The sequence below is a fragment of the Devosia sp. 1635 genome, from assembly GCF_013185955.1.
GTDB lineage: Bacteria > Pseudomonadota > Alphaproteobacteria > Rhizobiales > Devosiaceae > Devosia.
The window spans coordinates 193012-217510 of the sequence record NZ_JABAOM010000005.1; the positions used below are offsets into that span (position 1 = coordinate 193012).

Below are 24499 nucleotides of genomic sequence, written 5' to 3' on the forward strand. Positions count from 1 at the left end.
GCCATCACTCGGTGACCTCCGCCCGCCCACGCCGCACAAAGGAAGTCGTGGTCGCCAGCAGCACCGCAATGCCGATCAATACGAAGGTCAGGCTGATCGGGCGCTCAAGGAACACCATCGGATCGCCGCGCGACAAGGTCATGGCGCGCCGGAAATTCTCCTCGAACATGGGCCCGAGAATGAAGCCGAGGATGAAAAGGGCCGGGTTGCACCCTGCCGCCTTGAGCAGGTAGCCAAGGGCACCAAAGAACACGAGCGAATAGATGTCAAAGCTCGATGAGCCCATGGTGAACACGCCCACGCAGGCAAAGGCGAGCACGAACACATAAAGCCAGTGATAGGGGACCCGTAGCAGCCGCACCCAGAGCCCGATCAGGGGCAGGTTGAGGATCACGAGAAGCAGATTGCCGACCCACATCGAAACGATCAGCCCCCAAAACAGCTGGGGATGGTCACCCATCATGCGCGGGCCTGGCTGCACGCCATGGATCATGAAGGCCCCCAGCATCAGCGCCATGGTCGGGCTGCCCGGAATGCCAAGCAGCAGCGTGGGAATAAAGGCAGTCTGGGAGGCCGCATTGTTGGCCGATTCGGGCCCGGCAACGCCCTCGACGGCGCCTTTGCCGAACTGCTCGGGATGCTTGGAAACACTGCGCTCGACCATATAGGCGGTGAACGAGCTCATGGCCAAGCCAGCCCCCGGCAGCACGCCCAGCAGCGCGCCCATGCCGGTGCCGCGCAGCGCCGCTGGCCAGGAACGCCGGAAGTCCTCACGGCTCGGCCAAAGCCGGCCAATATTCCGCGAGGACACTGCGTCGCCCTGCGGCGCGCCGATATTGCCGATGATCTCGGCAACGGCGAACAGTCCCACTGCCAGCACGGCGAAATCTATGCCATCGCGCAGTTCGGGAATGCCAAAGGTGAACCGGAACATGCCGGTCGACACGTCCGAGCCAACCGAACCGAAGGCCATCCCCAGCAGGGCCACCCCGACGCCCTTGACCACGCCACCCCGCGTCATCGCCGCGGTGCTGAGCAGGGCGACGAAAACCAGGGCTGCATATTCTGCCGCGCCAAAGCGCATAGCGATAAGGGCCAATGGCGGCCCAGCGAGCGCGATCAGCAAGGTGCCGATGGTGCCGGCAAAAAACGAGCCCAGCGCCGCTACCGCTAAAGCCGCCCCGGCACGGCCCTGTCGCGCCATCTGGTGGCCGTCGATGCAGGTCACCGCCGAAGACGCTTCCCCCGGCAAGTTAACGAGGATGGACGTGGTGGAGCCACCATAGGCCGCACCATAAAAGATGCCGGCCAGCATGATGATCGAGGCTTCGGGCGTGAGCCCGAAGGTAAGCGGCAACAGCAGTGAGATGGTGATGATCGGTCCAACGCCGGGCAGCACGCCGATAGCGGTTCCGAGGGTCACCCCCAGGAGGCAATACATCAGGTTGATCGGGGTTACGGCAACCTGGAGCCCAAGGGCCAGCGAAGCAAAGAGATCCATGCTCAGAACCTCCAGGCCACAAGGCGGAACGGGATGCCAAGGCCATAATAGAAGATGGCGACAATCAGCACTGCCACGACAACCAGAACGGCGAGCATCTCAAGCCGCCGCCCGCCACTTTCGGCAAACCAGCTGATGCACACCAGCGCCGTCAGCGCGGGCAGCAATCCAAGGGGACCCACCAGCAGGCCAAAGGCCAACACTGCCGCCAGGATCACCAGCAGTGGGCGCATCTCGGCGCCGGGGAATGCGGAAACAAAGGCCTGTCCAGCCCGCCGTGCTGCCGCCGTTTGCACCAGTTGGGCGACCCCCATGATCAACAGGCCGCACCCGGCAAGCACCGGCATGGCGCCCGACCCTAGGCCCGAGAAGGTGCCAAAGCCATAGCCCCATCCCACCACCGTGGCGATCGCGCCAAAGACCAGGAAGATCAGTGCGGCAAGAAGGTCGGCATGTATTGTCATGGTGGGAAGTCCAAATGGCAGGAAAGTCAGAAACGGCGCGCGAGCACCGACCGAGTCAACGCAGCGACCCTCGCTAGAGCATGTCGATCGAACAATGCTGCCCCGCGCTGATTCCGCTGCGCGGAACGGTTAGCCACGATGCACGGTGAGCCGTTCCACCTCGGCATTGATGCCTTCGGCAGCGCGCTTGAGCGCGGCGACGGAATCATCGCGTGAGCCAAATGCATTGGTCGCTGTGCGGAAATAGGTCAGGCCAATGCTCGCCTGCACCCCACCCCGTCCCATGATCGGCACCGCCACCGTGTCGGAGGTGCGCGGTTCGGCCCCGGGATCGCGCATGGCATATCCGCGATCACGGATGGTGCGAACCATGCGCCGAACCTTGTCGGGATCCCGATCCAAAGGGGTCTCCAACTCCGGCGCCGCAGATGTCTCGGCCAGCAGCTCCTCGATCCTGGCGTCGCTGCAGGCGGCGAGGAAAGCGCGGCCCAAGGCGCGGGTAAAGAGGCTCAGCCGCATATTGATGGTAGCGTGAAAGGGCGAAATCGGGCTGTCATGCACCGTGGAATAGCGCACGATCACGGCGTTACGGTCAAACACCGCAATGGCAACCGGCCATTTGAAGCGTGCGCTGAGCTCCATTGCCCAGGCGCGCCCGGCCTCTACCACCAGCGGGTCGCCGTGAAAGCCGCTGCTGAGCGAGGTAACGAGGGAGGTGATCTGGTAGCCTGCCTGGCGCCGGTCATTACTGACAAAGCCATTGCCCACAAGGGTCTTGAGCAGGCGCACCAAGGTTGGCTTCGGCAGCCCGGTGGTTTGATGCAGCGACAGAATGGTGGAGTGCGGCTCCCGGTTCATGGCCTGCAGAATGGCCAGCACCCGGCTTGCCGCCCGCACCTCGTCGTCACGCTCCCGCATCCACCCCTCCGTTCCGCCTGTCGGAACTCACTCAAAGCGGATTTGTCGCTGCCGCGCAAGGGTGGATAGGTGGTCGCGATTGGCCGGATAACTGTCCACCGGCAACGACAAAAAACCGTATTCAATCCGGCGGGGTCATTGCCGGCATCGGTCGGTCCCTTGATCAGTGCGGTTCGGCGGCGTTTTGCCCGGCGCTCCGCCATGAGCCCGCGGGCGGGTGATCCCTTCCACCAGTACAGGAGCAAGCCAGCTTGCGCATTGTTGAAATTACCCGTCCTGGCGGGCCCGAAGTGCTGCAGATCGTTGAAGGTCCGGTGCCGGTGCCTGGCCGGGGCGAAGTCCTGTTGCAGGTGCTTGCCGCGAGCGTCAACCGCCCCGACATCCAGCAGCGCCGTGGGCTTTATCCGCCGCCGCCAGGCGTCACCAATATTCCCGGCCTCGACGCTGCAGGTCGGATCGCGGCGGTGGGCGAGGGCGTCTCGGGCCTTGCGATTGGCGACGCAGTTTGCGCCCTCACCAATGGTGGGGCTTATGCCGATCAGGTTGTCGTGCCGGCTGTGCAATGTATGCCGGTTCCTGCGGGCTTCAGCTTCATCGAGGCGGCTTCGCTGCCCGAAGCGCTGTTCACCGCCTGGAACAACATCATCTGGTTGGGCCGGCTGGGCGAAGCAGAAACGCTGCTGGTTCAGGGCGGCTCCAGCGGCGTTGGGATGGCCGGTATTCAAATGGCCAAACTGCTGCGGCGGGCCAGGGTATTTGCAACCGCCAGCACCGCTGAAAAGCGGGATGCCTGCACCCAACTGGGGACCGATGCCGTGTTCGACTATCGCGAGGATTGGGCCGGCGCCATTCGCCGCCATGCTGGCGAACATTGCGTCGATGTTGCGCTTGACGCTCAGGCCGGCCCCAATGTGCAAGTGCAACTCGATCTCATGGCCCCTGACGGGCGGCTGGTCTTCATCGCCAGTCACCAGGGTCCCACCGCCGAGGTCAATATCCGCGATCTGGTGCGGCGTCGGCTGACGCTCACAGGATCCACCCTTCGCCCGCGCCCGCCAGCCTATAAGGGAAAGATCGCGCAGGCACTTGTCGCCCAGGTTTGGCCGCTTCTTGAAACCGGCCGTATGACCACCCGAATTCATTCGGTGTTCCCGCTCACCCAGGTCCAGCAGGCTCACGCGGTGCTGGATGCCAACGAGCAGTTGGGAAAGGTAGTTTTGTCCTTGGACGAGGAACAGGCCCGAGACGTTCCGGGGCGCGCCTAAGGGGAATAGGTCAGCGCAACATTGTCCTGAGCTCCGCCTGAACGGACTGCATGCCCGCGAGATAGAGCTCAGGCAGGGCCTCGATTGAAGCTTGGCTGGCCGAAACGCCCACATTGATGGCCGCCACTGTCTGCCCTCGCGAGGTAATCACCGGAACGGCGATCGAGCGCAAGCCGAGCTCAACCTCCTGGTCGATCAAGGCAAATCCCTGGGCCCGCACCCGGCCCAGTTCTGCCAGGATATCCTGGCTCCGGGTCCGGGTGTAACGCGTGCGCGGCGGCAGTGGTCCAGCCAAGCGGGCCGCCGCTTGGCTTTCCGGCAGGGCTGCGAGCATGACGCGCCCCATCGAGGTGCAAAAGGCGGGTAAGCGCGAGCCCGGCATCAAGGCAATCGACATCACTTTCCGCTGCGCTGCCCGCGCCACGTAAACGATCTCGTCACCATCAAGGATCGAGGCCGAAGAGCTTTCCCCCAGTTGCTCGGACAGCTGGTCGAGCAGCGGCTGCACCAGCTGTGGCAGCGGCATTGTCGCGAGGCAGGCCGTTCCCAGACGCAGCACCCGCGGGGTCAGGGTGAAGTATTTCCCGTCGTAATCGGCATAGCCCAGCTGCGCCAGGGTCAGGAGGCATCGCCGCGCGGTGGCGCGATCGAGCCCCGAAGCGGCGGAGACCTCGGCAATGGACTGGCGGGGGCGCTCGGCGGTGAAGGTTTCGATCGCCGCTAGCCCCTTGGCCAACCCGCCCATCATGTCGCGCTGCAATACAGCCACCGTCACCTGTCCGTTGTGCGATATGTCAACAAAAAACAGATATCGCACAATTCACATTGCCGGCCAACCCACCATTTGGGTATCCCAGCGCAACAGCAAAGGGGTTGCTCATGGACAAGACGGTCGCCGATCTGCCTGCTGCATTGGCAGGCATCCAATCGGGCATGACACTGATGATCGGCGGTTTTGGTGGCTCGGGCGCCCCGATAGAACTGATCCATGCGCTGATCGATCAGTTCGGGCAGACGGGTAGCCCGAACAACCTGACGGTGGTCAACAACAATGCGGGCAACGGCCGCATCGGCATCGCTGCAATGATCGACGCCGGCATGGTCGCCAAGATGGTGTGCTCGTTCCCTCGCTCCGCCGATCCGCGCGCCTTCACCGAGAAATACCTGGCCGGCGAGATCGAGCTGGAATTGGTGCCGCAAGGCACACTGGCCGAGCGCATCCGAGCCGGCGGCGCTGGTATCCCGGCCTTTTACACCCCGACCAGTTTTGGCACCGACCTTGCCGCGGGCAAGCCGATCGGGGAGTTCGATGGCCGCAGTTATGTGCAGGAACGTTGGCTCAAGGCCGACGCAGCGCTGATCAAGGCGGAGCTGGCGGATCGCCACGGCAATCTGACCTACCGCAAAGCGGGGCGCAATTTCTCGCCGTTGATGGCCTCTGCCGCGGCACTCACCATCGTGCAGGCCAGGCGTGTAGTCGAGCCCGGTGAGATCGATCCCGAGCAGGTGATTACCCCGGGCCTCTTTGTCGACCGGGTCATTGAAATCGCAGATGCACAACAGGAAGAAGCGCTGATGCGCGCCGGAGTAGCCTACGCATGACCCCCAAGCTCTCCAACGCCCAGATCGCCTGGCGCGCCGCGCAGGACATCCAGGACGCCTCCTATGTCAATCTGGGTATCGGTTTTCCCGAAATGGTTGCCAAGTTCCAGCCACCGGGGCGGCAGGCCATCTTCCACACCGAGAACGGCATTTTGAACTTCGGTGAGAGCCCCGCCGCGGGCGAAGAAGACTGGGACCTGATCAATGCCGGCAAGAAAGCTGTGACGCTCAAGCCCGGAGCTGCGTTTTTCCACCACGCCGACAGCTTCGCCATGGTGCGCGGCGGGCATTTGGATGTTGCGATCCTGGGCGCCTACGAAGTTGCCGAAAATGGCGATCTTGCCAATTGGAGCACCGGTCCCAAGGGCGTGCCGGCAGTGGGCGGGGCAATGGATCTGGTGCACGGCGCCAAACGGGTTGCGGTGATTACCGACCATGTCACCCGGGATGGCCGTCCCAAGCTAGTCAAGCGCTGCAGCCTGCCGCTGACCGGGGTGGGCTGCGTTACCCGGGTCTACTCGAGCCTGGCCGTGATCGACATCGACGCGCGCGGCTTTGTGCTGCGCGAAAAGCTTGCCGGGGTGCGCCTTGAGGAACTGCAGGCGCTCACCGGGGCCGAACTGATCATCGAGGGCGACATCGCCGACCTCACCGCTCCGGAGGACCTGAAATGACCCACGCTTTCATCTGCGCCTATAAGCGCACCCCAATTGGACGCTTCGGCGGCGCCTTGTCGTCCGTGCGCCCCGACGATCTGGGAGCGGTGCCGCTCCGGGCATTCATGGCCCAGTTTTCGCAACTCGATTGGGAAGCGGTTGACGACGTGATCTTCGGCAATGCCAACCAGGCCGGCGAAGACAATCGCAATGTGGCGCGCATGAGCCTTTTATTGGCCGGTCTGCCAGTGGGCATCACCGGCACGACCATCAACCGCTTGTGCGGCTCGGGGATGGATGCGGTGATCACCGCCGCCCGCGCTATCCGGGCGGGAGAGGCGGAGTTGCTGATCGCGGGCGGAACCGAATCGATGAGCCGCGCGCCTTTCGTCATGCCAAAGGCCGAGACAGCGTTTTCGCGTCATGCCGAGATCCACGACACCACGATCGGCTGGCGCTTCGTCAACCCCGAGATGGAAGCGCTTTATGGGGTCGATTCCATGCCCCAGACCGGCGAGAATGTCGCGCGTGACTATGCAATCACGCGCGAGGCGCAGGACGCCTTTGCCTTGCGCAGCCAGGAAAACGCTTTGCGCGCCCAAGCCAATGGCCGCCTGGCGCTCGAAATTGTGCCAGTCGCCATCGCGCAAAAAAAGGGGGAGCCCCTCAGCGTTGCCACTGACGAGCATCCCCGCGCCGGCTCCAGCCTCGAAACGCTGGGCAAGCTGCGCCCGCTGTTTGCCGGCGGCACCGTGACGGCTGGCAATGCCTCGGGCGTTAATGACGGCGCCGCGGCTCTGATCATCGCCAGCGAAGCGGCCGCCGCTCGGCACGGCTTGACCCCGATTGCGCGGATTTTGGGTGGAGCGTCGGCCGGCGTGCCACCCCGCATCATGGGCATGGGTCCGGTGCCGGCGACCCAAAAGCTCTGCGCCCGCTTGGGACTGGCCCCCGCCGATTTCGACCATATCGAGCTGAACGAAGCCTTTGCCAGCCAAGCCATCGCAGTGCTGCGGCAGTTGGGCATTCCCGAGGACGCCCTGCAGGTAAATGCCAATGGTGGCGCGATTGCGCTTGGACATCCGCTGGGCATGAGCGGGGCGCGCATCGCGGGAACCGCGGCGCTGGAACTTTCGCGCGGCGGCAAAAAGCGGGCTCTCGCTACAATGTGCATCGGGGTTGGCCAAGGGATTGCGGTGGCCTTGGAAGCAGTCTGAAGCGCTGAGTGCCGGTCGGGCAACGCTGGGGCTTGGCGGTTTTCCTAAACCCCGGTTTGGCGCTGACCCGGTTGCACTCGAAAAAAGCGACACTGTGCACCGGGCAAATTGCACCACATCGCCCGCTTTTCGTTTATCAAGGCGCCATTATCGCCAACGACCTTGTTAGGAAAGCCCGTGAAGAATGAAAGAGAGAATTTTGCCAAGCGCCGGGAGACCGCATTAGAAGCCAAAAAGCAGCTCCTTGAGCGGGTGAAATCTGCCCCCAAGCCCGATCAGGCCGAGCTCGATCGCAAGCGGGCGGAAAAGGAAGCCGCCGCAGTGGCTCGTGAGGCCCGGGAGGCCGAAAAGCTGCGCCTCAAGCAAGCCGAAGCGGAGCGCAAAGCGGCTGAACAGGCAGCTGCCGCCCAATCCCAAGCCGAAGCGAGCCTGAATACCGAGGCTGACGCGGCCGCGACTGCGGCGGCGAAGGAAGCCGAAGCGGCTGAACGCAAAGCTGAGCGGGATCGACGTTATGCTGCGCGCAAGGCCCGCCAGCGCTAAGTCGCTGGGGGGCAATTGGGTGGGTCCCACGTGATGGGACCAGCCCGGCAACCCTGTCCCCGGTGGGCCTAAGCCATGCCGGATCGAGGATGCGCTGCGCGCATCCTCGCGGCCGTGGCCGCTGCAGGTGGCAGATGTGAAATGTTGCCACAAACTAGCCGCTGAAAACGCACCATTGCTGATTGGAGATTAACTCAAAGCGCCGCGGTCATCTTAGAGGTCCGTTGTGGCGCCGTGCTTGAGACATATCCCTGAGGAGTTCGGCGAGCCGCCGTTGGTTCGACGGCAAGGATATCACCCATGCTCTCGCTGGTTCTTCCTGTTCGCAACTGGCCCACCGAACGGATAGAGGCCTGCATCGACAGCTTTGCCGCGCTTGATGCGCCCTTTTTGACCGAAATTTTGGTGATCGATTTCGGCTCGGATGAGCCGATTGTTCTCCGGGACGACATCGCGCCGCTAGCCAGCGTGGTTCGGCTCGAGGCCGAGGTGTGGAGTTGTGGCGAAGCCATCAATGCCGGCGTTCTGCTGGCGGTCAACCACGTGATCGCCAAGGCGGATTCCGACATGCTGATCTCGGCGAGCAGCAAGGGGGAACTCGAGCGCCTGGTCACCGAAGCTGCCGCGGGGCGGCTGGGCGTCGGTATCGCCCAGGCGACCGACTTGCACCAAAGCTATTCCGTCGGCGATGCCTTGGCACTGGTACTCGAGGGCAGACGCCCGAACGGCCGCTTGCGCGCCAAATGGGGGCAGGGTGGCCTCGTCGTCTTCTCCCGTTCCACCTGGCAGGAGATCGGCGGCGTCGATTCCCGCTTCACGGGCTGGGGCAATGAGGACAACGATTTCGCCGAACGAGTGCGCCGCTCCGGCCGCACCCTGCACTGGGCCGATCCGCAAGCGCTGCAAATCTTCCACGTCTGGCACGCGCCCTCGACGGGCATGAACGGCATCCTCAAGCTGCGTCAAACCAACCAGAAAATCGCTCATACCGACAAGAGCGTGCTGCGCTCGATGCTCTTTCCCCATTCCAACTTCGCCGAACTCGCGGCTCCAGAGGTCCTCAAGGGCAGTACGCCTTTGGTGACTCTCGGTATCGCCACCACCGAGCGCCCCAACCATTTGCGCATGATCCGGGAAGCCATCGACAGCTTCCGCGGCCAGATCGACGAAGACTTCGAAATCCTCGTGATCGACAATGGCTCCAGTCCAGAGGCAGTGGAGGAATTGCGCCGGTCCCTGGACAAGATCGCTTGGGCCGGGGGGCTACTTCGCCTCGAATCCACGGAGATCGCCTCGATTCCCGGCGCGCGCAACCTCATCACCCAAGGCGCCCGCGGCCGTTATATTTGCGTTGTCGATGATGACGACATTGCCCTGCCCAACCGCCTGGGCGATCACCTGCGCAATTTCGAGCGCAATGGGCAACTCCATGGCTCGCACGGGGGCTGGATCGATTTCGACGAGAGCACGGGCGTGATCGAGCGCAACAGCGGCAAGCAGCGTACTGCGGCGACCTTGTTGCGGGGCACCGGCAAGATCACCGCCCATCCCGCCAGCTTCTATCGCCGGGATGTGCTGCAGGCGCTTCCCTATGATGAGGCTTTCTCTTTGGGCTCCGATCTCGATCTTGCCCTGCGCATGGCGGTGATGGGTTTTGAGATCGGCCATACCGGCAGCTTCGTAACCCTGCGGCGTTATCATTCAAGCAACGTAACGATAACGGGCACGGCGCGGCAAGCATCAAATGGGCAAACTGCGCGAACCAGGGTGGTAAATACTTACGGCTGGAACAAAAATGAAGGTCTGGCGCAGAAAGCCAAAGAAAGCGACAACGAAGTTTACTGTCGCAACCAGCTGTCGATCGATACTCTCGCCGAGCTGATTCCAGGCTATGTCGGGCAGTGGCAAATCTATGTCCCGATCTCTGCCTTCACCGGTGATGGCGCAACCGCCGCGGCGACGCCTGGCCCAGCCGGAGCTTCGGCAAAGGCCGTGCCGGATGCTGCGGGTGGAGCCGGGGAGGATCAGCCGTCCAGTGGGCGCTTCAAGGTCAATGGCGGCTTGCTTGAATCGGTCTTTGCCGTGTCTGCGGGTGATCTGTGTACCAGACGGGCGGGTCTTAACCAGCCCATCTACTTTCGCTCCGCGCCAGTGCGGGGGCTCAAACGGGCGAGAAAGCTCAAGGGCGAGATGGAAACCTTGCTGCATCTTCCCTGCCATCTCACTTCCGTTCGGCAAGGGGAGCTCGACCGTGAGGTTCCCTTCAACTGGAAGGACCTGGCGGTCAAGGCCGGCGAGCGAGTGCTCAGGTCCGAAGAATTCAACGATCTTTCCACCCTCATGGCCTGCCTCAATATGGTGAATGGGCGCTCGGCCATGGGGCAAACCCTGCGGATCGTTTCCGACTACAACGAGCGGGGGCAAGTCTACTGCCTCGTTTCGCCGCCGATCAAAGGCTATGATGAAATCCGCCAGTTCAAGTTCGGCCTTGAGCAGCAAACCGGCCTCCTTTTCCATCAGATTGCCTCCAACGGGGAACTCAGCGAGCTTACGCTTGGGTCCAAGGGGCACTGATCATGAAGTTCGAGGCCAGCTACGATCCCGTTCTCGGTGAAACCCGCGTGGAGCTTGCGAGCAACTGCTATACCGATGCTTTGCCCATGTTGCCGGTGATCATCTTTCGGCAGCAGGATATTGACCTCAAATCCCAGAGCCTACCTCTGGCGGTAGCAATATTAACGGCACGCTATTGCGGTGAAGTCTTCGAATTTGCTGGCACAAAGATCGGTGTGGACTATGCGGACGCGATCCGGATGGTGTTGCGCGAGGGGGCCAACATCAACAATGTGGATGGTCATTTCCGCACCATATCCACCGGAGAGGTCGATGTTGTTTGCGAGAAGGCTCGGGGCGACCGGGGCACGCCCGTCGTGCCGCGCTTACCCGACACGGTTCCTTTGACGCGGCTGGACTGGTCGGGCGATTTCGTTTTCCCTGAAACCCGCAGCTCTGCGCTGCATGCCTTTGGCCAAGTCCATACCAATGCAGAGTTTTTCGCCGACCAGACCCGGGTATCGATAGCGCTCGGCCTGCTGTACGGCCGTGACCGGGTCCGCAATCTTTACGTGGAAGGACCGGCCGAGGATGGTGTTGGCGAGCTCGGTGGGATTGGGGCAGCGCTTGCAACAGTGGCAGTGGACTTGTGCCTGCTGGACCTTGCTTGAGTGTCCCAAAATGGCACAGCCAGGTCTATTTACTGCAAAACGCGCGCAAAATCATACTGCGTGAAAAGGAGAAGCGCCGAGAGGCGACAGTCCAAATCGCGTTTGCGTGTCTAAGATTGTTACGAAACAACTAACGGGCGGGCCACTACTGCTGGCGTATCTTTGAACCAAGCTTGGGGCGGTACATTGAGTTCGGGACTTCAAAGGAGCCTGAAATGAAACGATCTGATCTTCGAAAACTGACCATCGCCATCGCGTCAGCGACGATGATGGCCAGCGTTGCCGCGCCTGCGATTGCCTATGACGTCGAGCCAGGGCTGTACCTGCAGGCGGTGCAGAATTTTGTCGAGACCGGAGACGACCAGGATGCACTGAGGCTATTGGTGCGGCTGCAGGCCATTGGCGTGACCGACATTGCCTTCAACGGGCAGATTGTCAGCGTTGAAGACTTGGCTGCATTGATCGTGGAAGGATCATTCCGGTCCCGCGAAGTTTTCCGGGAAATCGTCCGGAGCGTTCTGCTTGGCGGGGGCGCCAGTTTCGTGGCCGGAAACACCGTTGTCGCGGCCGTTGACTCCGATCAGTTCAATGGATTTCCGATTGGGTCGACCGGCTGAATTACTGGCGTATACTTGCTAATACTGGCGCGGGATGGCAGTGGAAGCGTGTGACGAGCGCCCCTGTTCCCGCGCCTTTTGCTGTCACGCTGGGCCCGTTCCGCCTTTTAGCCACAAAGATGAACGGGTTCTGAACGGGGTGACCGGCTGCTTGGATCACCCCAGGTGAGACTAAAGTCGTATATGCGGCTGGGCGTGCAGTTGATCGGATCACCGGCAAGGTCGGGGATGTGCACCGGCCCAAGCGTGGTTTGCCCATTCTTGAGTTTGTCGCGGCTGAACTCTGACCTACTGCCTGTATCCGCTTCGGCCAGCATGGCCCGATTGCTGGAACAATTGCGCCATCGCTGGCGCCTGCTGCGCTTGGTCGAGGCGGGGCTTTATGCCCTGGCCTCGGGCATCGTCGTATTTATCATTTCTACCGGGACCCTGACTGCCGGCAATCCTGGTGCCGCAATCGCGCTGGGGCTGGGTGCGGGGCTGCTGGGTTTTGCGATTTTCGCCGCCATGATCACCGCGAAGGCGCCCGCGCCAGTGCGGCTGGCGATGGTAACCGACGATCGCTATGCGCTGGCCGAAAAGCTCGCCAGTGCGCTTGAAGTGGTGCCCGGGCTACAGGCCGGACCAGTGGGTGAGGCCTTGTTGCTCGATGCCGGGCAGGCGGCCGAGCAGGCCGACCCGGCGCAAGTGGCCCCGTGGTTCACCAAACGGATGGGTTGGGCCATGGCAGCGCCGCTGCTCGCCGTGACCTTGGCCATTGCCGCCCATTGGGTGGGTGCCGTGCCGGTGGCAGGGGACCGCGAGCGGTTGAGCGTTCCGGCGCAAGCCCAGGTGAGTGGCAGCGACATTGCCGCCGCCGCCGAGTTGATCGCGACCGATGCCGAACGGCGCGACGACCCCGAACTGGCCGCAGTCGCTGCGGAGATGCAGGCCCTTGCTGATGGGCTCGACGAGGCCGGGCCCGACTCGGCCGAGATCGGTGAACTTGCCGAGCAGTTGGACCGGGCCGGCAATCGTTATGGCAATCCGCTCCATGATTGGCCGCCCTTTGAGGGCGACGAAACCGGCTTGGCTGACCGCATGGCCGCCGCGCGCTCGGCCGGCGCCGACAACAATGCCGCCAATCCCGGCGCGGGCGCGGGCGGCAATGGCGGCGCAGGGCAGCCTGGGGGCGAAACGGCGGCGCCCGCGGGCGATGCGGCGCAGGTCAAGCCCAGTGCGCTGCCGGCATCGGGAGACGAAGGCGAGGGTCTCGGCATTGCCCCGCCATCCAACCAGCAGCAAAGCTCGGGCATGGGCGAGGAGGAGGGCTTTGATGACAGCGCTCCCCAGCCCTCCGCCGAGGGCGCCGCAGAGGGGGCGGGGGAAGCCGAAAGCAACATGGCCGGCACCGGCGAGGGTCCGGCTGCCAATGCCTCGGCGCCAAGCCTGCCGCCGCCGGCCGGGTTTGCCGAAAGCCAGACGCTGGCCGCGCGAACAACCATTGATGCCGAACGGGTGCGCAGCAGCGAAACCACCGAGGCGCGCCAAAGCCGGGTCAACGACACTGTCGCGCAGCGGCAATGGCCGCGCCAGGACGCCATGCCCGTGGTGCGGCAAGCCGTTCCCCCAAGCGCCGCGCCGGCCGTGAAGCGCTTGTTCAGCCGCGACGAGCAGATCGCGCCATGAGTTTGCTGGCCCCATTCATGTTGGGTCTGCTGGCATTGGGTATCCTGATCGCGCTGTTGCATGTGCGCCGCCGTCGTCCGGTGACGGTGCCGGGACTGATGATCTGGAAGCAGATCGACATGGCGCCGACCGGCATGCGGGCGCTGTGGCAATGGCCGCGCCCAAGCCTCCTGCTGCTGCTGCAATTGCTGGCACTGGTGCTGATCGTGCTGGCGCTCAGCCAGCCATTCTGGGGCGCCAACCGCGAGATCAGGCATTGGATCTATGTGCTCGACAATTCCGCCAGCATGGGCGCGAGCAACGGCACTGCGACGCGCCGCGCGGAGGCCGAAGCGCTGGTCCGCGCGCATGCCGAGGGGGATGGCGACCTGGCGCGCTATTCGCTAATCATTGCCGGCAACAGCGCCCGCCCCGAACTGGCGCGGCAGGCCATGTTGCCCGACCTCCTCGCCGATGCCCTGGCGCGGGTTGCGCCCGAGGACGGCGCGGCGGATTGGCCCGGCGCGCGCGCCCTGGTGGAAACACTTCATCGCCCCGACGAGATCACCCAGGTGATCGTGGTGTCCGATGCGCCGCCTGCCGATTTCCTGGTCCGCAACGACAGCTTGCGGCTGGCGCTGGTGCCGGTCGGGGCGCCTGCGGCCAATGCCGGTGTGCGGGCGGTGCTGGCCCCACCGTCGGCCGGGCAGGAGGAATGGACCCTTGCCGGTGAAGTGACCTTCTCGGATCGCATGGACCAAACGGTCGTGACAGTCGAGTTCCAGCCGCAGGGTGGCGAGCGGCAAACCCTTTTAAGTTTCGAGCAGGCCGCGGCGGGGGCGTTTACCCAGAGCCTGGCCGTGCCGGGCGCCGGCATTGTTTCGGTGCAACTGGCGCCTGATGCAGCTGGCTTCGACGATCGGGTGGATTTTGTGGTCAATGCTGCCCCATCCGAACGAGCCGTTCTGTATGTGGGACCGGGCGAGCAACCCTTGGCGCAGGCGCTTGCGGCAATCGATGGCGTGACGCTAACCGAAGCGGCGAGCCTGCCCGCTGACGCCGACCGTTTTGACCTGGTGCTGATCGATGGGGTGGCGGTCGAGGAAGCGCCCGCCACCAATCTGGTGTGGATCGGTGCGGCGCATCAGGCGGGGGAAATGACGAAGGCCCTGCCTGCCGCAGCGGTGACGGGCTGGCGCGATGATCACCCCCTGTCGCGCGCCATGGGGTGGCAAAGCCTCGTTTTCGCGGCGGCTTATCGCCAGCCGGCGCCGACCGATGCGGAAATCATCGCCTGGGCCGGGGACGCGCCGCTGGTGACGCTGGCCCGGCGGCCCGAAGGCTATGACCTCCGGCTGGGCTTTGATCCCGCGGCGAGCAGCTGGGCCGGCCAGCCGGCGCTGGCGGTTCTCGCGGTCAATCTGATGGAACTGCTCGGGCCGCTGCCGGGAGCCGTGGTGGAGCCGCATTGCGAGATTGGGGTGACGTGCCCGCTCGATGTGCGCCTCGCCGGCGGAACAATGCGGCGGCTAGACGCGGGAACGGGCGCGGCCACTACGCTGGCCGGGGCTTTTGTGCCGGACCGGGCGGGGCTGTATCAGCTGGAGCGGGAGGGTCGGAGCGCCCTTGTGGCGGTGCCGCCGCTCGTGGGGGCGGAAAGTCGGCTCGCCACCGGTGGCGCAGCCATTGCCATGCCCGATCGCCCCGTGGCGCTGTGGCCCTGGCTGATCGGCGCGGCACTGACCGTGCTGCTGATCGAGGCGGTTCTGGCGGGGCGCGGCGAGGAGCGCTTTGCCACCCGGGAGCTCTTGAGCCGCGGCGCGACCGGCCGGCGCCGCCGTCTCGTATTGGGCACGCGCCTGCTGACGCTGGCCCTCGCGCTCGGGGCTTGGTTCAACCTGCCGCTCTGGATCTATCGAGCCGACCAAGCTGCGGTGGCCATTATCGGCCCGGAAGCCGCACCGGTGGCTGGGGCCGAAACTCTCGTGCTGGCCGAGCAGCCGCGACTATCGAGCGGGGAGATGGCGCCAAGGGGAGGAGGCTTTAGCGGCTCCGGGACCGCAGCGCTGCAACTGGCGGCGGCACTGTTGCCGCCGGACCGGCCGGGTCGAATCGTGCTGGGCGCGGATGTGGGGCCTGAACCGGGCCGCGCAGCGGGTCTGCTGGAGCGCGGCATCCCCATTGATGCAGTGGCGGGAGGGGAAAGCCGGCAGGGCGATCTTGCGGTCAGTTTGCGTGCACCCGCGCCGGTTTTTGCCGGCGACCGGATCGAGCTTGTAGGGCTGGTGCAGGCGCCGGCACCGGTTGAGGCCGAGATCGTGGTCAGAGATAACGGGGGCGAGATATGGCGGGACAATGTTGCCCTCACCACCGGGAGCAACCGCGTCACCGTGCCGGTTTCGGTGCAGGCGGCGGGGTTGACGCCCTATCAGATGGAGGTTGTGGCGGCAGGTGACCCCGAGCCGCGCAACAATGTGGCGGGCACCGTTGTTTCGGCGCTGCCGCCCGGGCGAATTGCCGTGCTGGCGGGGCAAGCCGGGCAGGGCGCCGCGTTTGCTGCCATGCTCGCGGACCAGGGCTTTGACGCCGAACTCGTGCCGGCCGCGGAGGCGCCCGAAACGCTGGATGGCTGGCTCGATTATGCTGGGATCGTCCTCATGAACCTGCCGGCGATCGACTTGACCATTGCCCGGCAGGAACTGATCCAAACCGCGGTTGCCGATCATGGGCGAGGGCTGCTGATCCTGGGTGGACCCAACACCTTTGGTCCGGGCGGCTATCTGGAAACCCCGCTCGATGCGATCTCGCCGATTTCCGCGCGGGTGCCGCGCGACAAGCCGGGCGTCGCCATGGTGTTCGTGCTCGACCGCTCCAGCAGCATGAAGCAGCCGGTGGGGCCACTGACCCGGCTCGATGTCGCCAAGCAAGCCACGCTGGCGGCAATCGAGCTGCTGAGCCCGGAAAGCCAAGTGGCCGTGGTGACCTTTGACTCGGGCGCCCGCCTGACCGTGCCGATGACCGCTGTAACGGACAAGGAGTTCATCGCCCGCTCGGTCAATCAGGTGAGCCTGGGGGGCGGCACGGCGCTGTATCGCGGGCTTGTCACCGCTTACCAGCAATTGCGCGATGTGACCGCTTCGGCCCGCCACATCGTGGTGATGACCGACGGGGAAAGCCAGCCGGCCGATTACGATACGCTGATGGAGGCGATTGGGGAGGCCGATATTACCGTTTCTTCGGTGGCGATCGGCGCGGGCTCCGAGCGCGAGCTGATCGAAATGCTGGCGCGCGAAGGGGGCGGGCTGTTCCACGCCACCAGTGATTTTGCCGCGCTCCCCTCCATCCTGTCCCAGGAAGCCATGTTGCTGGCCGGCGAGCCGCTCGAGGAGCGGCCGGCACAACCCTATTGGCTGGACCGGGACGCGCAGTTCCTCCGCGGCATGGACGAGGACTTCCCGCCCATCGAAGGCTTTGTGCTGGCCACGCCCAAGCCGGAGGCAACAACCCACGCGGTGGTTGAGGATCAATTCGGCGAGCCGGTGCCGCTGCTGGCCTCCTGGCAATATGGCGCCGGGCAGGTGCTGGCCATGACCACCGATGCGGCGGGCGACTGGACCCGGACCTGGCAAGGGAGCAGTGACTATCCCCGCCTCTTCACCCAGGCGCTGCGCAGCTTTTTGCCCGCTACCGAGCCCCCGGGGCTGCGCTTGAGCGCGAGCCGGCAGGGCGATGTGGTGCATTTGCGGTTGACTGAGGCGGGCAATGCAGCAGAGCCGGTGCTTGAAGCTGTGGCGCCCGATGGCGGCAGAAACGTCGTGCCATTGCACCGCGCCGGGGAAGGTTTGTTCGGGGGCAGTTTCGTGGCCGGCGGGCCCGGGGCCTACCAATTTGTCGCCCATGCGGGGAAGGCGGAGGCACAAACCGCGCTTTATCTCGATTATCCCGCCCGCCTCGATCCGCTGCGGCGCCCCGACGGTGCGGCGGCGCTGGTTGCCGCGACGGGCGGGCGGCACTACGCTGCTGGCGCGGCGCTCGAATTGCCCCCGGCGGGGCGCTGGTCGCTCGATCCGGCCGGGCCGCTTTGGCTCGGGCTGGCGCTCCTCGTGTTCATTGCGGACCTGGTGGTTCGCTATTCCGATCTTTTCACCCGTCTGGTCCGCCCCCGGCGGGCTGCCGCAGAGGAGCCGATATGACAGTTCTTTCCCCCACGCGCCCCGCCCCGATGCCGGCCGACCGCGACGGGCTCGACGCGCTGCTGGCGGCGCTGCGGGCGGCGCGCACCGAGATCGGTCATTCGGTGCTGGGCCAGGAAGCAATTGTCGAGCAATTGCTGATCGGGCTCATCGCGGGCGGGCATGTGTTGCTAGAAGGCCCGCCCGGCGCCGGCAAGACGCTGCTGGTCAAGACGCTGGCCGAGGTCACGGGTCTGAGTTTTTCGCGGGTGCAGTTCACGCCCGACCTGATGCCGGCCGATATCACGGGATCGCTGGTGCTGACGCCCGAAGCGGACGGGCGCAATGTGCTCAAATTCCAGCCGGGGCCGATCTTTACCCAGCTGCTGCTGGCCGACGAAATCAACCGCGCCACCCCGCGCACCCAATCGGCGCTGCTTGAAGCCATGCAGGAGCGCACGGTCAGCGCCGCGGGCACCAGCATGCCGCTGCCCCAGCCCTCTTGCGTGCTCGCGACGCAAAACCCGATCGAGATGGAGGGCACCTATGCCCTGCCTGAAGCGCAGATCGATCGGTTCATGTTCCGCATCGATGTGGGCTATCCCAGCGCCGAAACGCTGGCCGCGATTTTGCAGGCCACCACGGGCGCCGAGCAGCCGGTGGCGCGACAGGTGCTGACCCCCGAGCAAATCCTGGCGCTGCAGGCAAGTGTGCGCACCGTGCCCATTGCCGAACATGTGCGCCGGGCGGTGGCGCTGTTTGCGCTGGCGACCCAGCCTTCGGCGCCGGGGGCAAGCGCCGACGTGCAGCGCTTTATCCGCTTTGGGCTGAGCCCGCGCGGCGCGCAGGCGCTGGTGCTGGCGGCCAAGGCGCATGCCTTGCTGGCAGGGCGCTTCAACGTGGCCTTTGATGATCTGCGCGCCGTGCTGCTGCCGGCGCTCCGGCACCGGGTGCAACTCAATTTCGAAGGGAGTGCCGAGAACGTGTCGCTGGAGGCGCTGGTGGGCAAGCTTTTTGAGCAAAGCGTGCGGGCGGTCGCGTGAGACCCGATTCGCGCCTGCTCGAGCAATTGGTGGTGGCGCGCTACCGGCTCAACCGGGCGCAGGCTTCGGTGGGGGTGGGCGAGCGGCGCTCGCAGAACAAGGGCGCGGGCATGGAATTTGCCGCCCATCGGCCCTACCGCGAGGGCGACGATGTGCGCAAACTCGATCCGCGGCTGCTGGCGCGATTGGGCGAGCCCTTTGTGCGCGAATATTTCGTGGACCGGCAATTGCCGGTTTATGTGCTGCTCGATGGCTCGGCCTCCATGCTCACGGGTGAGCCGCAGAAATACCGATTCGGCGCTGTTCTGGCGCAAGTCCTGGGCTTCATCGCGCTGGCTTCGGGCGACCGGGTGCAACTGGGCGTGTCCGGCGGCAAACGGGTGGACTGGTCGCCCCAGTTGCAGGGGCAGAGCCGGGCCGAGATGCTGTTTGACTGGCTCGGTAAACGCCCCACCGGCGGGCGCACGCCCTTTTCCCAAGCGCTGGCCCAGGCGCGCAGCGAGATGAAGCCGCGTGCCATGGTGGTGCTGGTGGGCGATTTCATGGATGAGGGGGTGGACGCCCAGTTCAAGCTGTTGGCGGGGGCGCGGCACGACATCGTGGCCATCCACCTCGCTTCGCCCCAGGAGATCGACCCAGCAGCGCTGGGTAGCGGGCCGGTGCGGCTCAGCGATGCCGAAACCGGGGAAGCGCTCGACTTGTCGCTCAATCCCGCAGTGCTGGAGCGCTATCGCGCTGCATTCGCGCAGTGGCGGAGCCGGCTGGAACAGACCATTTCACGCGGAGGGGCGGGGCAGTACTTCTTTCTCCCCACAAGCGGGGACATTAATTCCTTTGTTGGCCTTGAACTACGGCGAAGATACGTAATTTCCTGAAAGTACGGCTTGCCAGCTTTAAAATCCCCAAGTTTGATGGGGCAATGAGAAGTTGCTTTGGTTCGGCGAATACGGGCTTGTTATCCCTCTTCCACTCTGCCCGGCCGGATCTTGGGGCTTGGTCAAGGTAGGGAGAATAAAGACTGTGAATTTCATCAGTACAAAGTTTGTATCGGCGGCCGCGCTGGCCGCAGCGATGTTGGCGAGCGGCGCCAGCTTTGCGCAGGAGGCAGCACCAGAAGCTGCCGCTCCTATCGATACCGCAGCCTATGGCGAGGCTGTTGACTCCATCCTGGCCGATCCCAAGTTCGATGCTGCCGTGCAGTATCTCGACGCCAATTACGACCAGATGATCACCGAATTCGAAGAACTGACCGAGATTCCTTCCGGCCCGTTCATGGAAGAAGCCATTTCCGCCCGCTATGCCGAACTGCTCGAAGCTTCGGGCCTGACCGAGGTCAAGGTCGACGAAGAAGGCAATGCCATCGGCGTGTGGAAGGGTACCGAAGGCGACGGCAAGTTCCTCGTCGTTTCGGCGCACCTTGATACCGTGTTCCCCGAAGGCACCGATGTCACCATCGAGTGGAAGGGCACCGAGGCCCATGCCCCCGGCGTGCGTGACGACAAGATGAGCACGGCCATTATCCTGGCCTATGCCCGCGCCATGAAGGATGCCGGGATCCAGACCAAGGACGATATCCTGTTTGTTGGCACCGTGGGCGAAGAAGGCCCGGGCGATCTGCGCGGCGTGCGCTACCTCTTCAACGAGGGCGAATATGCCGACAAGATCAAGGGCTTCTTTTCGGTTGAAGGCGGCTCGGCCGGCAGCGCCACCGTGGGTGGTACGGGCTCGGTGCGCTATCGCGTGCACTTCAAGGGCCCGGGCGGCCACAGCTTTGGTGCCTTTGGCCTCGTGAACCCGGCCTATGCCCTGGCTGACTTCATGACCTCCTTCTCCCAGATCCAGGTTCCGACCGAGCCCAAGACCACGCACAGCGTCGGCATTCTCACTGGTGGCACTTCGGTCAACTCGATCCCCTTCAGCGTTTCCGCCGATATCGACATGCGCTCCAATGAGCCCGCCGAACTCGACAAAGTGCATGAGCGCATGAAGGTGATCGCCGAACAGGCTGCCGCCAATGAGAACGCCCGCCGTTCCGTGGCCGAAGGCCCGATCACGGTTGAACTCGAGCAGATCGGCCTGCGTCCTGCCGGCAAGACCGCCGAGGACACCGAGATCTTCCAGCTGACCAAGGCGGCCTTCGAAGCCACGATCGGTGACTTCAAGGGCGAAGGCTTTGGTTCGACCGACTCCAACATGCCCATGAGCCTGGGGATTCCTGCGCTCACCATTGGCGCCAATAGCGGCATTGGCGGGCGTGGCCATTCGCTCGACGAATGGCTGGAAACTGCCAAGGACAAGACCCTGCCCAACATGAAGGCCACCCTGGCTGTCGTGCTGGCCAATGCCGGCATGGCTGCAGAGTAAGTCCTAATCGCCCGCCGGCCCCGCCGGCGGGTTTTTTGCTCTTGTGGGAGGCGGTTTTGCACCGCCTCCCACCCGATTTCGAGGAGACAACTGCAATGATCACCCGTCGCGATTTTACCACCGGCCTTGTTGGCCTCGCTGCGCTGCCGCTCCTGACCCTGCCGAGCTTTGCGGCGCCGACCCGCATTCGCATGGGCTCGCTTTATGACTACGACAACGACATGGCCTTTTCCGACCGGGCTGAGGAACTGGCCGGCACCGAAGTCGAGATCCAGGGCTTCATGGCGCCCCATCTCAAGGTGGATTCCGACTTTTTCGTCCTGTCCAACCAGCCCGTTGAATCCTGCCCCTTCTGCGAAAGCGAGGATGACTGGATCGACACCATCATCTTCGTGGTGATGCGCGAACGCCAGGAAGCCATTAATCCGGGTACGCTGATCTGGACCCGGGGCACTCTCGATATCGGCCCGGCAACCGATGAGGCCACCGGGTTTGTCAGCCGCGTGCGCTTGCTCAATGCCGATTTCTACGAGGCCTAGCACAGGCAAGGCCCGGCGGGATGGGTCCGGCAGCAAGCGGGCAGACACATTGGCGCAAGCGTCAAGGTATTGCCCTTGCCTTGCTGGTCACGATTGGCACCGGGCTCTGGTGGTTTGGCGCGCAACGGGACAATGCCCCGGCGCTCGCGCTCGGCGCGCCGCTTCCCGCCTTTACCCTCAAACCCATCGAAGGCTTGGCGGGGTCGGGGTTTGACGCGGGCGCGCTGCAGGGCCAGGTCACGCTGCTCAATGCCTTTGCCAGCTGGTGCGTGCCCTGCCGGGCCGAGCATCCGCTGCTGGTGGAGCTTGCCGCCGGCGAGGGCGTGGTGCTCGCCGGCATGAACGTCACCGACCTGCCGGAAAACGCCACCGATTTTCTCGCCGAGCTCGGCAATCCCTATGCCCTGGCGGGCGCCGACACCGACAAGTCGGTGGCCAATCGGCTCGGCATGGTGGGGCTGCCCCATAGTTTCGTCATCGATCCGCAGGGCCGGCTATTGCTGAGCCATCCCGGACCGATCAGCCGCAAATTCGTCGATGAACAACTGCCCAGATTGCTGGCCCGGGCGGGTGTTCCCTGAAGCGTCACACGCTGAGCGCACCGGCCAGGCGCAGCAGCGATTGCCAACCTTTCGGGGATGGTGGCTCACCCGGGGGTGGGCGGAGGAGCACCTTGCTGCAATGATCATGCTGGACAATATCTCGGCGCGGTTTGCCGATCGCACCGGCGGGGAAATCGAGGCCCTGCAATCGGTGTCGCTACAGTTCGCGCCCGCCCGGTTCTACGCCATTATCGGCCCGTCCGGGTCGGGCAAGACCACGCTGCTGCACATCATCGCGGCGATCCTGCAGCCCAGCGGTGGCACGATCCGGGTGGGCGATCTGGCACTGAACACGATGAGCGAAGGCAAGCGCGACGCCTGGCGGCGGCACAATTGCGGGCTGATCTTCCAGGATTTCCGGCTGATCGACGAATTGGGCCCGCTCGACAATGTGCTGGTGCCCGCCTGGTTCACCCATCTCAAGACGCCAGCGGCATTGCGCGAACGCGCCGAAGCCTTGCTGGCCCATTTCAACGTGCCGGTGCGCTCGGGCCCGGTGGAGGCCTTGTCGCGCGGCCAGCAACAGCGCGTCGCCATGGCGCGCGCCTTGTTGCTCGAGCCCGGCATTGTGCTGGCCGACGAGCCGACCGCGAGCGTCGACAAGGCCAATGCCGAACTCATCATCGAGGAACTGCATCGCCTGGCCCGCCAGGGCAAAACCGTGATCTGCGTCAGCCATGACGAGCGGGTGGCGCGACGCGCCGATCAGGTGTTCGAGATCGAGGATGGCCAGTTGCTGGCTGGATCGCGGGCTTATCCCGCCGCCGATAGCGTCGAGGTGCAGCTATGAACCCCTGGCCCATCGTTCTGGCCGCGCTGCTGCGCTATCGCATGACGGTGCTGGCTTTTATCGTGTTGATCGTGGCGGGCACCGCGCTTTCGGTGGCCATCGTGTCCCAGGAACGGGCGCTGAAATCAGGCAGCGCCCAGGCGGCGGAAAAATTCGATGTGGTGGTTGCCCCGGTCAGCAGCCGCACCGATGCGCTGCTGACCTCGGTTTACCTGCAGCCCGGTTCCTCCCGGCTGCTGTCCCCCGAAATGACCGCGCGGGTGCTCAATGACGAGCGCGCCGCCTTCACTTCGCCGCTGGCCTTCGGCGACAGCTATCAGCGCGCCCCGCTGGTGGGCGCGACGGCGCCGCTGGTTACTCATTTGTCCAACGACGCGCTGCTCGATGGGCGCGTGTTCGAGGCCATCAACGAAGCGGTGGTGGGGGCCTCGGTGCCGCTGCAAATCGGCACCAGCTTCACCCCCGCCCATGGCACCCACGAGGGGGCCGATCTCGACCATGCCGAAGGCCATGATGTCGAGATCACGGTGGTGGGCCGGATGGCAGCGACCGGCTCGCCCTGGGACCGCGCCATCGTCGTGCCGGTGGAACTGGTGTGGGACCTGCATGGCCTGCTGCACAGCGAGGGGGAAGAAGTCGGGGGAGCAACCGCCGAAGCCGACCACGAGGGGCACGACCATGCCCATGAAGAGCATGGCCACGAGCACAACGAGCACGCTATTGGCGGACCGTATCTTGCAGGGGAAACGCCGGGCGTGCCCGCCGCGGTGCTCAAGGCCGCTTCGGTCGCCGACGCTTACCGGCTGCGCCAGGAATACAACACCGACGAGTCCATGGCGTTTTTTCCCGCCGAAGTGCTGATCCAACTCTACCAGACGCTGGGCGATGTGCGCGAACTGATGACGCTGATGGCCCTGGTCACCCAAGCGTTGGTGATGCTCTCGATCGTGGCGAGTGTGTTGATCCTGTTCCGCCTGCTGATGCCGCAATTTGTGACACTGCGGGCTATCGGGGCGCCCAAACTTTATATCTTCGCCATCGCCTGGGGCTTCATTGCCGTGCTGTTTACCGTCGGCGTCAGCCTGGGGCTGGGCTTTGGCTATCTGCTGTCGCTGGGGCTGAGTGCGATCATCGAGCAGCAGATCGGCATTGCCCTGCGCCCCTCGATCGGGCGCGACGAACTGCTGCTGGCCGGGGCAATCTGGGTGCTCGGGCTGGTGATTGCCCTGTTGCCGGCCTGGCATCTGCAAAGCCGGCCATTGGCGCAGGCGATGAAAGCCTATTGAAACGGCGGGACGGGGCGGGTGGGCTTGCCTGCCCCCCTCGGGCGCGCTA

21 protein-coding genes are annotated in these 24499 nt (G+C 64.5%); 17 read left to right on the forward strand and 4 right to left on the reverse strand.

The genetic code is table 11. From position 1 onward, the window contains the following. Positions 1-4: 4 nt before the first annotated feature. The 3 genes from HRU92_RS17130 to HRU92_RS17140 form a co-directional block, all read right to left on the reverse strand. Positions 5-1501, reverse strand: a complete 1497-nt coding sequence (locus tag HRU92_RS17130; RefSeq protein ID WP_127751841.1) for a tripartite tricarboxylate transporter permease — start codon at positions 1499-1501, stop codon at positions 5-7. A 2-nt stretch (positions 1502-1503) separates the two neighbouring features. Beyond that, positions 1504-1965, reverse strand: coding sequence for a tripartite tricarboxylate transporter TctB family protein (locus HRU92_RS17135; RefSeq protein ID WP_173088767.1), 462 nt, complete (start codon positions 1963-1965; stop codon positions 1504-1506). A gap of 129 nt (positions 1966-2094) precedes the next feature. Next, positions 2095-2883 (reverse strand): helix-turn-helix domain-containing protein, encoded by a 789-nt coding sequence (locus tag HRU92_RS17140; protein ID WP_172122295.1) that lies wholly within the window; start codon positions 2881-2883, stop codon positions 2095-2097. Between the two features lie 251 nt (positions 2884-3134). On the opposite strand from HRU92_RS17140, the gene HRU92_RS17145 reads away from it, so the two are divergent. Further along, entirely contained in the window at positions 3135-4148 is a 1014-nt protein-coding gene (locus HRU92_RS17145; RefSeq protein WP_172122297.1) for an NAD(P)H-quinone oxidoreductase, read from the forward strand. A 10-nt stretch (positions 4149-4158) separates the two neighbouring features. On the opposite strand, the gene HRU92_RS17150 is transcribed toward HRU92_RS17145, so the two are convergent. Further along, positions 4159-4917 carry an IclR family transcriptional regulator C-terminal domain-containing protein gene (locus HRU92_RS17150; RefSeq protein ID WP_172122299.1) on the reverse strand — a complete coding sequence of 253 codons (759 nt, stop codon included), beginning with the start codon at positions 4915-4917 and terminating at the stop codon, positions 4159-4161. 110 nt (positions 4918-5027) lie between these two features. Here HRU92_RS17150 and HRU92_RS17155 point away from each other — a divergent pair, with 110 nt between their 5' ends. From HRU92_RS17155 to HRU92_RS17230, 16 genes are all read left to right on the forward strand, one after another. Next, positions 5028-5750 (forward strand): 3-oxoacid CoA-transferase subunit A, encoded by a 723-nt coding sequence (locus tag HRU92_RS17155; protein ID WP_127751845.1) that lies wholly within the window; start codon positions 5028-5030, stop codon positions 5748-5750. Continuing rightward, on the forward strand, positions 5747-6424 hold the full coding sequence (locus HRU92_RS17160; RefSeq protein ID WP_172122301.1) for a 3-oxoacid CoA-transferase subunit B: 678 nt from the start codon (positions 5747-5749) through the stop codon (positions 6422-6424). The genes HRU92_RS17155 and HRU92_RS17160 overlap by 4 nt, the downstream gene beginning before the upstream one ends. Then, the gene (pcaF, locus tag HRU92_RS17165) at positions 6421-7623 is read left to right on the forward strand and encodes a 3-oxoadipyl-CoA thiolase (protein WP_173088769.1); all 1203 of its coding nucleotides are present in this window, start codon (positions 6421-6423) and stop codon (positions 7621-7623) included. Before HRU92_RS17160 ends, pcaF begins: the two co-directional genes overlap by 4 nt. Positions 7624-7800: 177 nt before the next feature. After that, on the forward strand, positions 7801-8166 hold the full coding sequence (locus tag HRU92_RS17170) for a DUF6481 family protein (protein ID WP_127755134.1): 366 nt from the start codon (positions 7801-7803) through the stop codon (positions 8164-8166). 300 nt (positions 8167-8466) lie between these two features. Beyond that, positions 8467-10740, forward strand: coding sequence for a glycosyltransferase (locus HRU92_RS17175; protein ID WP_173088771.1), 2274 nt, complete (start codon positions 8467-8469; stop codon positions 10738-10740). 2 nt (positions 10741-10742) lie between these two features. Further along, positions 10743-11390, forward strand: coding sequence for a hypothetical protein (locus tag HRU92_RS17180; protein ID WP_172122307.1), 648 nt, complete (start codon positions 10743-10745; stop codon positions 11388-11390). A gap of 215 nt (positions 11391-11605) precedes the next feature. Further along, complete coding sequence (locus HRU92_RS17185) at positions 11606-12007, forward strand: hypothetical protein (RefSeq protein WP_172122309.1); 402 nt, start codon at positions 11606-11608, stop codon at positions 12005-12007. A gap of 315 nt (positions 12008-12322) precedes the next feature. Further along, the gene (locus tag HRU92_RS17190; RefSeq protein ID WP_172122310.1) at positions 12323-13675 is read left to right on the forward strand and encodes a hypothetical protein; all 1353 of its coding nucleotides are present in this window, start codon (positions 12323-12325) and stop codon (positions 13673-13675) included. Then, positions 13672-17847, forward strand: coding sequence for a VWA domain-containing protein (locus tag HRU92_RS17195; protein WP_173088774.1), 4176 nt, complete (start codon positions 13672-13674; stop codon positions 17845-17847). The genes HRU92_RS17190 and HRU92_RS17195 overlap by 4 nt, the downstream gene beginning before the upstream one ends. Further along, entirely contained in the window at positions 17844-18869 is a 1026-nt protein-coding gene (locus HRU92_RS17200; RefSeq protein WP_248307215.1) for a MoxR family ATPase, read from the forward strand. The genes HRU92_RS17195 and HRU92_RS17200 overlap by 4 nt, the downstream gene beginning before the upstream one ends. Further along, complete coding sequence (locus tag HRU92_RS17205; protein WP_172122314.1) at positions 18866-19744, forward strand: DUF58 domain-containing protein; 879 nt, start codon at positions 18866-18868, stop codon at positions 19742-19744. The genes HRU92_RS17200 and HRU92_RS17205 overlap by 4 nt, the downstream gene beginning before the upstream one ends. Positions 19745-19889: 145 nt before the next feature. Then, entirely contained in the window at positions 19890-21233 is a 1344-nt protein-coding gene (locus HRU92_RS17210; protein ID WP_210258505.1) for a M20/M25/M40 family metallo-hydrolase, read from the forward strand. Positions 21234-21328: 95 nt separating this feature from the next. Continuing rightward, positions 21329-21772, forward strand: coding sequence for a hypothetical protein (locus tag HRU92_RS17215; RefSeq protein ID WP_127751854.1), 444 nt, complete (start codon positions 21329-21331; stop codon positions 21770-21772). A gap of 20 nt (positions 21773-21792) precedes the next feature. Then, positions 21793-22353 carry a redoxin family protein gene (locus tag HRU92_RS17220; protein WP_173088776.1) on the forward strand — a complete coding sequence of 187 codons (561 nt, stop codon included), beginning with the start codon at positions 21793-21795 and terminating at the stop codon, positions 22351-22353. A gap of 100 nt (positions 22354-22453) precedes the next feature. Further along, complete coding sequence (locus tag HRU92_RS17225; RefSeq protein ID WP_172122318.1) at positions 22454-23164, forward strand: ABC transporter ATP-binding protein; 711 nt, start codon at positions 22454-22456, stop codon at positions 23162-23164. Then, positions 23161-24450 (forward strand): ABC transporter permease, encoded by a 1290-nt coding sequence (locus HRU92_RS17230; RefSeq protein WP_172122320.1) that lies wholly within the window; start codon positions 23161-23163, stop codon positions 24448-24450. The genes HRU92_RS17225 and HRU92_RS17230 overlap by 4 nt, the downstream gene beginning before the upstream one ends. Positions 24451-24499 lie beyond the last annotated feature (49 nt).